Origin of the sequence: Prevotella marseillensis, assembly GCF_900625065.1 — a bacterium.
Classification (GTDB): domain Bacteria; phylum Bacteroidota; class Bacteroidia; order Bacteroidales; family Bacteroidaceae; genus Prevotella; species Prevotella rara.
The window spans coordinates 2,955,436-2,969,641 of sequence record NZ_UYXY01000001.1; the positions used below are offsets into that span (position 1 = coordinate 2,955,436).

Sequence of the window (14,206 nt, forward strand, 5' to 3'; positions counted from 1 at the left end):
TTAATACATATCTTTCTTACTTCTTAATTCTCACTTCTTAATTAAAATAAATGCTGCCCAGTATTGTGGCTTCGAGTAGGGACGAACGGTCTTCATTACTTTCTTCTTCGGCCACACCCATCGGCCTAAGCGCCTTATCTGTCCGTGCGACTTGTCGTCCTCGTCTGTCTCCACTTCTATCTTCACTTCATGGCAGCGCAGGTCGGTCTTGGCTTGGGCGAAGGCTTCCGACATGGGCATGCCGCCGAGCAGATGATGATAAAAACGGGTCATGAGCAGCTTGGTGGCCTTGTCGTCAACGTTCCACAGACTTGCCACTATCGCGCCGGCTCCTGCCTTCTTCAGTCCGCGCTGAAAGCCGAACACGCCCTCGGAAGTTATCGGTCCGAGACCCGTCTGACATGCCGACAGCACTACGAGGGCTGCCCTGTCGAGGCGCATCTCTGAGGCTTCGCGTGCCAGCAGTATGCCGTCGTCGTAGGCGCTGTATGCCGGCTGCACCATGCGGTTGGCACCAGCAAACACCAGTCCGCTGCGGCTCATCGTGTCGTCTTCGCGCAGACTGTCGCGGCAGAACGCCAGCGGCTCGGGCCTGTCGGTGTCGGCAAAGCAGAAGCCGTGGGTGGCAAGATGTATCATTGAGCACGACGGGGCGGCGAGCTTGAAGGCCGTTTCGGTGGCCTGCGTGCCTTTTATGCATTCAGCCTTTATGCCGTTGCCTTTTGCTATCATGCTCCTTATGGTGTCTGCCTCTGCCGCCGTGGCGGGCAGATAGGCGTAGGCTCCGTTGGCTGCGGGCGGCAGATGCAGGGCTGAGAGTATGCTGCTTGCGCTGCGGTCGGGCGCTGCTGTAGCTTCGTCCTGGGTCTTTGCGTCGCATTCGTCATAGCTCACTCCGCCCATTATCAGTGCTTTTCCCCTGATGTCTTTGTCGTCATTGGCAAGCTCGCGCGTAGAACTGAGGCGGCACACGTCGCTGCCGTTCATGGCGTCGGTCATGTTCTCTATGGCAAGCAGATGCAGCAGACCGTCGGGCGCGAAGTATATCCGTCCGCGCTTAGTCAGCAGCGGTTTCAGCTTCGACCATATCATAGAGCTAAGCTTAGTGTCGGTGTATATGGCGTTCTTGTCGGCAGCGCGCATCGAGTTCATCGCCTCGTTGAGCGTTCGGCCGTCGGTCAGCCTGAAGTTGCGCAGACTGTCTTCTGTCCACAGCGGCACGAATCCCACCTTGCCAGTGCCGTCAAGGGTCAGTGCGGCATAGCGTCGCGCCGATGTGCTGCCGTATCTTATAAACTCTATTGCCCTCTCGTTGCGCCCCAGCCGCCGCGCTATGTCGGCCGATGTCAGCCTCATGTTGGCGTTGAAGCTCCTGTATCCGTCCATCATGGCCATCAGCCTCTGCTCCTGCCTGTCGGCTTCGGCGTAGAGCGAGTCGCGCTGCCGTGCGTCAGAGCTGCCCTTGTCGGCCTCACGCCTCAGTGATGCTATGCTGTCATAAAGCCTCGATGCAGATGTGTCGCGCCGTGCCTCGGCCTCTATGTTGCGCTCAACCTGCAGCAGAAGACACTTGGAGAAGAGCGCCACGTCGTAGAGCAGCTGCGGGTCGGCGGCCTCGGTGGCGTAACATTCGGTTACAAGCGGTTCGTTGCTGAACCAGAAATCCTGCCGCTGCTTGTCGGTAAGGAAGGCAAACGAGCGGCACACATAGTTGCGCATAAGGCCGAAATACGTCTTAAACCACGCCGCCGCTTCTGTCTTCCGTCCGGCTTTCAGCAGAATTTCGGCGCGCTTTCTTACGCTTATCGCATAGTCGGGATGCTTCTCTCCGAGGTTTATTTTCTGCCATGTCAGGCACGAGTCAATGTGTGCCAGGGCTTTGTCTGCATGTCCGCATCCGCTCTCAGCCAGCGCCAGGTTAGCCATCACGATGTATCGTCCGGCTCCCTCTGCCAGCATGCCTGCAGCCTTGCCGAGCGATGCCGCCGCCGCTTCGTGCTGTCCGAGCGACATCTCTATAAATCCGCGGTTGGCCGTCAGCGTGGCCTTCTGCTCTGCGCTTATGCCGTCGGTCGGTGCCGTGGCGAGCAGCTGCAGGGCGTCGCCGCCGCGTCCGAGGTATGCATACGCCGATGCAAGGTTTATCAGCCGTGTGTCCTGACCTATCGTGGCGTCGAGCGGCTCGAGCAGGTCTACGGCGTCGGCGTATAGTCCGAGAGTGAGATACAGGTTGCTCATGTTCAGTTTTCCGCGCACGTCGAGCAGTCCTTCGCTGTCAATTGTGCGGTAGTTTTCGAGCGCCTCGCGATAGTTTCCCGTCTGTCTGTTGCACGTGGCCATGCCCGTCAGCGCCCTTAGCCGCCACGATCCGGGTATGCCTTTCTTGTCGTTCACCTCACGGTAGGCTTCAATAGCTTCGGCATAGCTCCCCGCGTTGCGCAGCGAGTCGGCCCTGAGCAGCGTTGCCACCGTCTGTCCTTCTGCCGTGGCGGCAGCGGCTGATAATATCAATAATGCAAGAAAACGAAACACGATGATAATCAGGAATTAAAAATTAAGAATTAAGAAAACATGTATAAATAATATTGAGGCAGCTGGATTTTTTGCCTTAACCCTAATATGTGGTGAGAATCCGGATGGAAGCACCGATACGCAAACAGACAAAACAGCATGAGCTCTGATAACCTTTCAGGGCTTAGTGAGCCTCATTTATGGTTTGTCATGCCGCTTCAGCCGTTTCGGCTTGTCTGATGCCTTTAGCTGCCTGGGGCTGTTCAGTTGGACACGATAATAAAGCTCAGGTCTTTGTCCGACTTGTTCTCCACGGTTATCACCAGCTCGCCGGCACGTTCTATCGTCCAGTTGAGCGTGCAGCAGTCCTTGCCTCCGTCGGCCTTGTCTGCCAGTTTGCGGCCGCTGCCCTTGTCGTCTACGTAGAGATTCACTTTGCCTCCGCACTCGGGCACCACCATCAGCTGCTGTTCGCCCTGCGCCATCATCGAGTAAGTTACGCTGCCGCCTGCCGCTACGGCGCGGTGGGTGCATCTTAGCGGAGCGCTCGTTGCCCTCATCTTGTAGGCGTCTTCAACCTCTATGAGCCCCATGTCGAGGTTTTTCAGCAGCAGTTCGTCAAGATATTCAACGTTATATTGCAGATGTCCGCGCATCGGCACGGCGCTCTTGGTGTCGACAGAGCTGAGCGTCAGTTCGCTGAACGGTATCTCGCTTATCATCTCCATGCCCGCCATCACGTTGTCGGCAGAGCGTGCCGTAACGGCGTCGCGTATCATCATGCACGCCTTTTCGGCCTTCATCATCAGTTCGGTTGTGTTTTGCGCATGTATGGCCGATGCACATACGGCAAGCACAAGCAATAATATTTTTCTCATGTCAGTAATATTTTAGTTGTCAGTCAATGTTCATTCATGTCCTTTCTGCTGTCTTTCCCCTTGCCTCTGTCGGAGGTATCGTCGGGTCGGCGCGGCCTTATTCGGCGTCAAGCAGGGTGAAGGCAGCCCAGAAGAACGGCTCGCGGTGCTGCTGTCTCATGTTGTTCACGGCAGTCCTGAAGGCCTCGCGCTTGGTCATTCCGCCGAGCCACAGCCTGTAGAAGTCCTGCATGAATATCGCCGTGGCGCGGTCGTTCACGTTCCATAGCGACATCATCAGCGTGTTGACGCCTGCCTCCTTAAATCCGCGCTGCAGTCCGTACACGCCCTCGGTGGTGTAGCTTCCGAGCGCCGTCTCGCATGCCGACAGCACAGCCATGTCGGTGTTGCCAAGGTCGAGCAGCGACAGCTCGTTGGCGGTCAGTATGCCGTCCTCGCGGTCGGGCTTGCGTTCGCCCGTCCATGTGGCGTTGGCACCTACGAAGGCAAGTCCTGTGCGCTGCATGGCGTGGTGCTTTGAGCCGGGATGGTTGCGCAGGAACGCATATTCGTCGGCATCCTTTGAGCCGTCTATGAAGAATCCGTGCGTGGCCAGATGTATTATGTCCGTGCTCTGTCCGTCGAGCTTGTAGAATGCCGTTTCGGTGGCGTTGCTGCCCGTTATGGTGTCGGCCTTGATGTCGGCTTTGGCCATGCATCGGGCTATGGCGTCGGTCTCGCGTCGCGTCTCGTCAAGATATACGAAGGCTTCCTGCATCGCTGCTCGTGTGTTGTTGCTGCCGTTGCCTGCTGCCTGCGCTGCCTGTCCGTCGCTGTAGTAGATGCCTCCGAACACGGTTGCCGTTCTTATGTCGTGCTTTCCGGCTCTGCTTACGAGCCTTGCTGTGGTAGACAGCTGTCGCAGGTCGTATCTGTCTATGAGGCAGCTGTCGGCCGATACGGGTATGGCGGCAAAGGCAATGCGGTTGAGTTCGCCTGTGGGCGAGAAGTATACGGTGGACGTGTTGCCGAGATATTGCTCAAGCGGCCGCCATATTATGTCGTAGAGCTTTGACCTTCCGAAGGTGTAGAGTCTGCGCACACGTGTTTCGGCAGGCATGAAGTCGGTCTGTCTAAGCAGCGCGGTCAGCTGTCTTGCCCCGTTGAGCATCACGGCAGCGGGACGTTCAAGTCCGGGCTTTATTATGAGGGCTGCCATGGCCGTGTCGGTGGCTACAAACTCTATGGCTGCCTCGCCGGGGCTGAGCGCCTTTCTAATCTCCTGCCACGACACAACTCTCATGGTGTCTGTGCGGTAGGCCTCGGTGCTGCGTGCCAGGCTCTTCTCTATGCGCTCTATCTGCTGCTGTATGCCGCTCAGCTGCTTGCTCGTCTCTGTGTCGCCTGTTCCTGCGTTGAGAGCGCGTGCCGCTTCGTTAAGGCGTGCAAGCGTGTCGAGCTGAGATATCAGCGCATTGTCGCCCGAGCGTATTATCGAGCGGCGTATGCGTTCCCACGAATGCAGCAGCAGACCTTTGTCAAACAGTGCTGCGTCGTAGGCCTGAGCTGCCAGCTCCCGGCTCTTGCGCGGCAGCATCCAGTTGATCATCAGGCCGCTTGTGCTGTGGTCGGCAAGAAACTGCGCGCGTTCGTAAGAGCCAAGATAGTCGAAGTTTGAGAGCACATATCTGCGTATCTGACCGGCGTATCCGGCTGCCGCTTCCACGGCTTCGTCGTCTCTGTTGAGCGCATAGCACAGCTCTGCCTGCCAGCGGCTTATCTGTATCTGGTCGAATATTGAGAAACGGTCAAGCTGCCTGTAGCATTCGGTGTTGTAGGGCAGCGCGCTTCTGAAGTCGCCGCGCATGACGTAAAGTCCTGCCATGTTCTGTGCCGCCGTCCACGGCCTGTGGCACAGCGAGTCGGCTTCGGCCATCAGTCTGTAGTAGTGAGTGATCTTTGATGTGTCTCTTACCATGCCGTAATAGTTGGCAAGAGCCTGTATGAGCATATAGTATTCGGGCAGTACACGGTAGTCGGCACCCTGCACAAAGCCGGGATATCCCTGCTCCATGTCGAGCAGCTGCGGTATCAGTTCGCCCAGCTGGCTGCTTATGTATTCGCGCGAGTTTCCGGCTCCGTCCTGCTGTTCCGCCGCAACGGGTGTGGTAGCATACAGTCTGGTGCCGTTGGTTACAATGTTTGTGAGCAGTCTTAACACATACGAATACTTTATGTCCTTGTTGTAGTTGCCTCTTTTATATACGAGGAATGTGGGCGATATTATGCCCGTGCACTGCGTGAAAATCTTGTTGAGGTTGCCCGGAGTCCTCAGCCGCGTTATGTCCACGCGGTTCCACATGCAGTCGAGATATGTCGTTGTGCCCTGCATGTTGTCCCTCTCAAGCTCCTCTATCATGCTCTCGTTCAGCTCCTCAGCCTTGTGGTCTTGTCCGAGAGCCATGTAAAGAGTGTACAGATTCTTTGAGAAGTTGAGATAAAATCCGGGCGAAATGTCGGTTATCTTCTTTGCCAGGAGGTATCCTCGCTGAAGGTAGAATTCGGCAGAGTCGGGCCTGTTCTCGCTGATGTGCCATGCGCTGAGATACAGATATCCGTTTACGGCGAGCGACGGCAGCTGTGCGGTGTCTGTCAGCAGCGGTTCGGCAGCCGACTCAAACAGTCGCCTTGTCTTCCTGTCGTTCTTGCCCTGCATCATCCTTATGCGTCCGAGCAGTGTGCGGGCGCTTGCCAGATATGCCTTGCGCATGGTCTTGCCGTCGTCCTTTATCAGCTTTGTCACCACGCCGGCGGCATCGTCGAGCCGGTATTCGTCAGCGAGATGCACGGCATAGCTCATGGTCGGCATAAACTTTTCGAGCCTTGCCTCGCCGTAGGTTTTCAGTGCTGCCTGCCAGCAGCTGTCCACCGTTGCCGAGTCGGCGGGCTGTCCGCTGCTGCCGTATAGCACTGCCAGGTCGTATCGTGCCTTGGCTTCATATCTGCGTCCTATGGTTCCGGGCAGCATCGTTGCCTCGTCCACCGTCTTGCGCTGCATGTCGAGCGCCTTGTCGTGTTCGGCGTTCTGTGCCAGTCGTGTGGCTATCTTTCCGCCTGTTGCCACGCGCGTCCAGCTGGGCTGCGTGCTCCTTTCGGCATAACATTTCATTATCTCTTCAGACAGGCTGAGATATATCTTCGGGTCTACCAGCGATGCCAGCGTCATGAATCCGTCGCACGCATCGATGTATCTGTCGTCGCATCTGCCCGTCCGGTTCATCAGTTTTATGTAGAGCTCAACCAGCTGCGAGCCGTCGCCCGCCTGTCCGTCGGCTATGTTGTCCATGAGTCTTATCAGCGCCACCTGCTGCAGCATGTCGGCATACGCCCTGCTGTCTTCGCCGTAATAGTTGCGGTAATATTTCAGGTAAGTGGCGTATTTTCTGCTTTCCGACACGTCTGTCCCATCGTTAAGGGCAGTAGTCCATTTGGCTATCTTGACTTCGCATAGCATCGGTGTGCCCAGCGGCCAGTAGGCAAGGGCGTAGACGAACATGCTGTCGAAGCACGGCGAGCCGGCAGCAAGCGTCATAAGCCGCATTGACATCACGTCGGGATGGCTGTATCCCAAAGCTCCCGATGCTATCCTGAAGGCTTCTTTCACGTAGTATCTGCCCAAGAGCCATTCGGCCGTTGCCACGCTGTCGGGCAGTTCTGCCGGTCTGCTGCCGCCGAATTCTGCCACGTCGGCTTCGTCAGACTCGCGCCCGAAGCCGCGGCCCTGCCTTATCATGGCAAGCATCGACATGGTCAGCGCGTCGTCTGCCGTGCTCTTGCGTCCTCTGAAGTATCTGAGAAAATCGTGCTCGAGCCTGCTCTCCTCGGCATAAAGCAGCGGAGAGTCGCCCTCGGTGTAGTTGGCTTTTATGAAGAGTCGTGTGGCGTTGTAGAGCATTGTTTCGGCCGTAAGCCTGTCCTTGCTTATTCCGCCGCGGCTCTTTTCTGCCAGCCTGCAGGCGTCGCATATCGAGCTGTATGCGCGGCCTGCGTCGGTCTGCACGGATATTACGGCTATGTGGTATCTTGCCCTTGCCTCCACGTCGGGCCTTTGCGGCACTGTCTTCTGTGCTGCCAGGGCTATGGCCTTGAGGGCTTCGGTCTTGCGCCTGTCGGCATGGTCAAGGCTGTCGGTCTGTCTGAATGATGCATATGCGGCAAGTGCGGGCACCAGTGCTGCGGCCTTGCGCAGCACTGCCGTGTATGCCGGCTCGCGCGACAGCGTGGCAGCGGCGTCGGCGGCAGCCCTTAGCAGGTCGGCGTCTGTGGCAAATGCCGTGTCTACGTTGGCAGCCGCCCATTTGCGGTGGGCCAATATGTCGGTTATGGCTTCGCTCCTTGCCTTGTCGTCATCCTGCTGCGCGGCGGCCCTGTGTGCGGCGTGGCTTGCTGCCGCAGCATAGGTCTTGCCGGCATGCGTCGGCATGGCAAGAAGCGACATAAGTATAAATAGACATAACAGTGGTTTCATAAGCCGTTTTATGTTATTGTTGTCCAGCCGTTGCCGGGTGCCTGTTGATGTCGTGCCTGCGCCTTGTCCATCCGTCCTCCCGGCTTTAGGCATGTGCCTGTTGCTATTTGTCGGGTGCCAGGTCGAGCTTGTCTATTATGTCGCCCGTTATCATGTCGGCAGGTGCGCTCAGCGTGGTTATCACCCATTGCTTTGATATCTCGTCCCATTTCTGCGACTCTATCACCTTCCATACGTTGTCGGTCCAGCCCTCCTTCGGCGTCAGTTTCTTGCGGCGCTTGCGGTCGTTTCTCCATTCGTCGCGGTATTCGTCGGTTACGTCGCAGCTCTCCTTCAGCGTTACAGACATCTTGTATTCGCCCGTTCCCCAGCTGTTGTGATACTGGTCGTTCTCGTCGCGGTATGCCATGAACGAGCGCGGCACGATGAAGCTCTCGCCCTTTATCACCAGTGGCGAGCCCTTGCTGCGTCCGCGCACGTAGCGGTATTTGCCGTCGGCCGCCACCTGTGACGAGTCGATGGGCACGGTCAGCTCGAAGCGTCCCAGCTCCTTGTCCTTCTGAAGCACGGTCAGCTCGTTTATCCACGACGATGTAAGCGTCATGGTCATGTCTATCTGATAGCTGCCGCGCTCGCTGAAATAGAAGGGCAGGGGCAGAGATGAGTTGGGCAGGTTAGACTCCTTCGGGCATAGTATGAGCGTGTCGAGCACCAGCTCAAACTTAGAGTGGTTCACTATGCGGTAGAGCTTGCTGTGGTCTACGTGGCATGATATGTAGAACACGGTGTCGCCTTTCTCGCCGCGGCGCAGGCATCCTATGCCGTTGAAGCGCATGCCGCGCGGGTCCATCGCCCCGTCTGTCGACGGCACCGAATAGAAGTCGTTGAGTTCGCTCACCGTGCCGAACTTGGTCTCAAAGGTGCTCTCGGCCTTAACCGTCTCCTCCCATTCGTTCTTCAGGCGCGACGGTCTTGTTATGAGCGATGCTATGGCGTTGACGCCCATGTCGATGAAGCTCGTCACGTATCCTCCGGCAATGCCCTTTCCGGCGTTTGCCATCGCCATGCCCAGGTCGGCCATGTAGCCTCCGCGGGCAGCGCGCTCGTTGCTCAGGTCCTGTATCTCGCTGCTCAGGGCGTCGCTCGTGTATATGAATGTCTCGTAGGTTACTTGTGCTTTTGTCTCAGTCGGTGCAAGCCATATGGCCATGAATGCCAGAATAAGATATGCTGCCGACGCTGCTGAATGTTTAATATTCATGTTGTGAATGATTTTAGATTGTGTGATAATATATTGTTAACGTTTTGGCAAAAATAATATTTTTTTACCATAAAAGCAAAGATATGCTTTATGATGTTGGCCGTAACACTTGTTATTTTCTGCCGAAAATAAGGGCTCAGGCAGGCGTTTTGACGAATAATTTACATTTTCTGACATACGCGTGCTTTGTCCTTCGGCCGCATGATGCTAACTTTGCATGCAAAAAAGATGGATATATTCAGCAACGATATAAGCTCGGCAAAGGGCACGTTCAGGGTGTTCCGCCTTGTCAACTCGCAGGGTTGCGAGGCTGCTCTGTCGTCGCTTGGCGCGGGCATCACGGCTATAAGGGTGCCCGACGCACGCGGACGGATAGACGACGTGGTGCTGGGATATGCCCGGCATGCCGACTATCTCTACGACAGCGCCTGCGCCGGAAAGACGCCCGGACGATATGCCAACCGCATTGCGCGCGGCAGGTTCAGCATAGGCAGAGACGAGTATCAGTTGGCTATCAACAATCCGCCCAACGCGCTGCACGGGGGCAACGACGGATTTCACAACGTGATATGGGGCGCCGAGCCTCATGACGGCGGCGTAAGGTTCACGTATCATGCCGCCGACGGCGAGGAGGGATATCCGGGAGCCATGGACGTGGCGGTTGACTATGTGTGGAACGACGATAACGAGCTGACCATTAGCTATGAGGCAACTGCCGACAGACCCACCATTGTCAATCTTACCAACCATGCCTACTTCAACCTTGCGGGCGAAGGCTCGGGCTCGTGCCTGAGTCAGCGGCTCAGGCTTAACTGCCACAGATGGCTGCCTGCCGACGTCACGGACATTCCGCTGGGAAGCATTGAGCCGGTGGAGGGCACTCCGATGGACTTTCTGCAGGCCAAGGCGCTGGGCAGGGACATAGGTGCCGACTTCAGCAACATGAGGACGGGCAAGGGATACAACCACTTCTTCTTCGTAGACGGATGGAACGGCGACGGGCAGCTGAGGCTCGTGGCTGTGCTCGACGACGATGAGAGCCGCCGCCGTCTGAGCGTCTACTCCACACAGTGCGGAGCCATGCTCTACACGGGCAACTGGCTTGCCGACAACCTGCCCGTGGGCAAGAGCGGCCGAAGGTATGCCGACCACGACGGCGTGGCCATTGAGTGTCAGGGTGCGCCCGACGCTCCCAACCATCCTTCACTGCCGTGCCAGGTGCTGATGCCGGGCGAGACATACCGCCATGTGATTAAATACGCATTTTCGATTAATTGTTAGAGAGTAGTAACATGGTTTGTTTTCAACCGTGGAGCGCGCCCCTGCCATAGGCTTTCGGGGCGCGTTTTTTTGTTGCTTTGCGGTAAGGATCTTTGCCTACGTGTATTTATAGCTTTAAAATATGTAAGCAAAAGCGTCTGTTACTCTGACAAAATGCTTATTAGGTATATATAAAAATTACTGACTGACACAAAACTTTTCTGTTTTAATTACAATGTAAAACATGGCATTTTAGCTCGCAAAACGTGGCTTTCCGGCGTGTTAAAAGCCGCGTTTCGTCTTGCAATATGCCGCCTTATGTCGAGCCGTATACCGATGCCTTATCAGCAGCACTGCAGGCGGCTCACTTCATGACGGCATAAAAAATGCGGCAGAACTGTCACAGCCCCGCCGCATCTGTAATTAAAACATGTTTTGTTAACAACAGACAAATTAATTATAAAGTCTTGAATGCCTGTATTCCCTGATGATTGATGTCCAGGGCTTCGGCCTCGCCAAGATAGCGCATGCTCTTGTCCTTGTTGCCGAGTCCGCAGTAGCCCAGTGCCATCATGTATTTGCAGTGAATCTCGTTGCGCACCTGAAGGTCGTCTTCCCATATCAAGAGGTCGGGCAGGGAGACGGCGAAATAGTCCATCCTTACCTTGTCGAAGAGATGCTTCTCGCCATAGTTGACCAACTTGTGGAAACGGCCGTTGGCCTCGCCCGTGCGGCCCAGTTTGAGCAGCGCCATGCCCTGATAGAATATCTTGTCGGGCTTTGCGTCGTTATAGTAGAGCGCTGCGGCAGGCTCTGTAGGTCCTTCGGTTGCCTTCAGCCAGCATTGGCGCGCCTTGTCGGTCTGGTTCATGGCGTCGTATGCCACGCCCATCAGATAGTAGAAGTCGTTGTCCTGCGCTCCGTACAGCTTGCCTTCGCCGAGATGATGAGGATATACAAGGCACTCTTCGAACAGGCTCACGGCATCGGCATAGCGCCCTTCGGCTATGGCCTTCTTTGCCAGTTCCACGCGTGCAAACTGATATTGTGCCGGCACCTTGCCTTCGCCGCCCTCCCAGGGGTGGAATATGTGGGCGTCGAGCTTGGTCTTTGCCTCCTCATACTGTCCTGTCTGGTTGAGCAGGGTTATCTCCTCGAGCAGCAGGTCGTCGCGTTTGGCAACGAGGTTGCCGTATTTTCTGAGCAGTGTGAGACGCTCGGCGTGAGGACGGCGCATGCATTTATACAGCTGGTCGAGCTCCATTAGCACGCGGGCGTCGGTGTCGTCAAGCGCAAAAGCCTTCTCCATTAGTCTCACTGCCTTGTCCTTGTCGCCCTGCTTGTTGAATGCCGCCAGGGCAAGATTGCGCCACACCGTGGGGAACTTGTCGTCGGCTGCAGCCGATCTTTCCCATGCCTTTATTGCAAGGTCATACTGCCGCTTGTCGTAGTAGAGGCAACCCAGATAATAAGGTGCTTTGGCTGCCCGGGGCAGATGTGCCATGGCGCAGTTGAGCGCGAGCACGGCTTCAAGACGGTTGGGGAAGCAGTAGTCAGAAGGATATATCTCGGCCTTGGCAAACAGCTCTTTGGCTGCTTCGGCGTCGGTTGCGGCGTTGCACCAGCCCATATAATAATATGTCATAGGCGTCAATGCTCCCTCTTCTATTGCTATATTCCACAGCTTCAGCGCCTCGCACGTGCAGCCTGCCGCGCAGTAGTCGAGCGCTATCTCGTCGTAGTTGTTGGCGCATCGTCTCATCATCGTCTTCAGCAGCTGCAGTGTGTCGTCGTCGCCCGTTATGAGATATTTCTCAAACAGACAGCCGTAGTTGAATCTGTCAATCCCGAGCGACTCCTCAATCAGTTTCAGAGCCTCGTCGTTGCGTCCCGCCTTGCGCAGTAGGGTAGCTTTCAGCGCGCGCGCCTTGTGGTTGTGCCAGTTGCGTATCAGCGAGCGGTCTATTTCGTCCAAGGCGTCGTCCAGACGGTTGCACATCAGAGATATTTGTGCGCAGGCAAAATAGCCCGCATCCTGCCATGCGCCGTTCCATGTCGACTTGTAGAACTGGTCGTAAGCCTCGTCTGTGCGGCCCTGATACTTCAGCGCCAGTCCGAGGTTGTATATCGGTTCGCCGTCGTATGGGTTGGGGTTGCGCTTCATCAGCACCCTGACAGCCGTGCGCAGATACTTCTCGGCACGCTCAAAGCGCCCCTTGCGGATGTACCACAGGCCGAGGGCGTTGTTGTTTCTCACGTCAAGCGGGTCGCGGCGCAGAGCCTCTTCGTAGTAGTCAACGGGGTTGTATGTGGCGTGGCGGTATTGCTCAAGGTGCAGACCTGTCAGATAGAGCTGCTCCGTGGTCTTTATCTCCTCGGGCAGCAGGGCTGCTTCGGCAGCGTCGGGTATTGGCTTAACCTCGTCGGGCTCGCTGTGCCATGTCAGCAGCGTGCGTCCTCCGGCTGTTATGTTGAGGTTGAGCTGACTGAGCTTGGCGCCCTTCACGTCCACATTCTCCTCCATTATGTTCTCAGGCGTTATCGTAACTTCCTTGCTGTAATAAACCGTTCCGTCGTCGTTGCGCAGCTCAACGAATACATGCTGCTCCGACGTGGCAAATATCTTGAAGTTCACTTTGCCCGACTTGCCGTCCTGATCGATGTTCATCAGCAGGTCTTTAGTGGCGTTCTTAACAATGCCAAGCTCGCGGTAGGGCAGAAAATACTGCACAAACGACTTCTCCTCATAGGGCTGAAGCCATGTGAAGTCGGGCTGATTTTCGGTGTAGACACCTGCCATAAGCTCAATGTAAGGGCCGTCGGTATCGGTAAGGTTGCGGTCCCACGCGCGTCCGAAGTCGCCGTTGCCCCATGTCCACTGCTTCTTTCCGGGCGAGATGTGATGGTTTGCCACGTGCAGCATTCCGGCCTTTGTGTCGTTCTCGTAGCCGCCCTCAAAGTCATACTTGCTGTTAACGGCCATATAGCTCGTAGGCACAAAGATGTTCTTATAGTTAGAGATGTCAACTCCCGCCGAATAGTCCATCTTGTAATATGTGCCCGTTGCTATCGGGAACGAGCTTACGGCGCGCTTGCCGTGGTCGAACACCGCGTTGATGTCGGGCGGGAACACACTCTGGTAATGGTCATTAACGGCTACGGCAGGGTTGGCCCACCACAGGAACGTCTGCGGCACGTCGGTGCGGTTATACACTGCGCCCTTTATTTCAAGATAAGCATGCCCCAGCCTCAGAGTGAATCCTGCCATACCCTTCTGATGGAACATGCGCTCTATTTCGCTCACCCACACCGTTACGCTGCCGTCGCTGTTGTGCTCAATGGCGGTGTCAACGGGCATGAAGGTGCTGGGGCGGTGATGCTGCGGCCAGTTGAACTCTATGCCTCCCGAAATCCAGGGGCCTGCCAGACCCACCAGTGCCGGCTTTATCACGTGGTTGTAGTAGATAAAGTGTCGCCGGCGTATCTTGTCGTAAGCCATCTGCACGCGTCCGCCCAGTTCGGGCAGAATCATCACCTTTATATATTCGTTCTCAATGAAGACAACCTCATATTCCTTGTCGGTTTTCTCGTCGGAAATCGACTCGATCACGGGGTAGGGATAAACCACTCCGCTCGAACCCTGATATACTCTCTTTTCAAGGAATATCGGATTTTTCTCGGGTGTGCCCACCTCATAGGTAGGTATCACCACCTTTTCTCTCCATGCTTTTACCATTTTAAAAACTCTTTTATATGTTATTTTTCTTTTTTTCTTTATATCATTGCTGA

Annotated in this window: 6 protein-coding genes; 1 reads left to right on the top strand and 5 read right to left on the bottom strand. The window is 55.9% G+C overall.

The window, feature by feature from the left end:
- Window positions 1-30: 30 nt before the first annotated feature.
- The 4 genes from EJL04_RS11850 to EJL04_RS11865 all read right to left on the bottom strand — a co-directional run bounded on the left by EJL04_RS11850 (window position 31) and on the right by EJL04_RS11865 (window position 9,157).
- Entirely contained in the window at window positions 31-2,532 is a 2,502-nt protein-coding gene (locus tag EJL04_RS11850; RefSeq protein WP_125105056.1) for a CHAT domain-containing protein, read from the bottom strand.
- A 242-nt stretch (window positions 2,533-2,774) separates the two neighbouring features.
- Window positions 2,775-3,389, bottom strand: coding sequence for a hypothetical protein (locus EJL04_RS11855; protein ID WP_125105057.1), 615 nt, complete (start codon window positions 3,387-3,389; stop codon window positions 2,775-2,777).
- 97 nt (window positions 3,390-3,486) lie between these two features.
- A complete protein-coding gene (locus EJL04_RS11860; RefSeq protein ID WP_164511759.1) occupies window positions 3,487-7,896 on the bottom strand; it encodes a CHAT domain-containing protein in 4,410 nt (1,469 codons plus the stop codon).
- A 103-nt stretch (window positions 7,897-7,999) separates the two neighbouring features.
- Complete coding sequence (locus EJL04_RS11865) at window positions 8,000-9,157, bottom strand: hypothetical protein (protein ID WP_125105059.1); 1,158 nt, start codon at window positions 9,155-9,157, stop codon at window positions 8,000-8,002.
- Between the two features lie 228 nt (window positions 9,158-9,385).
- Here EJL04_RS11865 and EJL04_RS11870 point away from each other — a divergent pair, with 228 nt between their 5' ends.
- The gene (locus EJL04_RS11870; protein ID WP_125105060.1) at window positions 9,386-10,438 is read left to right on the top strand and encodes an aldose epimerase family protein; all 1,053 of its coding nucleotides are present in this window, start codon (window positions 9,386-9,388) and stop codon (window positions 10,436-10,438) included.
- Window positions 10,439-10,874: 436 nt separating this feature from the next.
- On the opposite strand, the gene EJL04_RS11875 is transcribed toward EJL04_RS11870, so the two are convergent.
- On the bottom strand, window positions 10,875-14,153 hold the full coding sequence (locus tag EJL04_RS11875) for a DUF5107 domain-containing protein (protein ID WP_125105061.1): 3,279 nt from the start codon (window positions 14,151-14,153) through the stop codon (window positions 10,875-10,877).
- Between the last annotated feature and the right edge of the window lie 53 nt (window positions 14,154-14,206).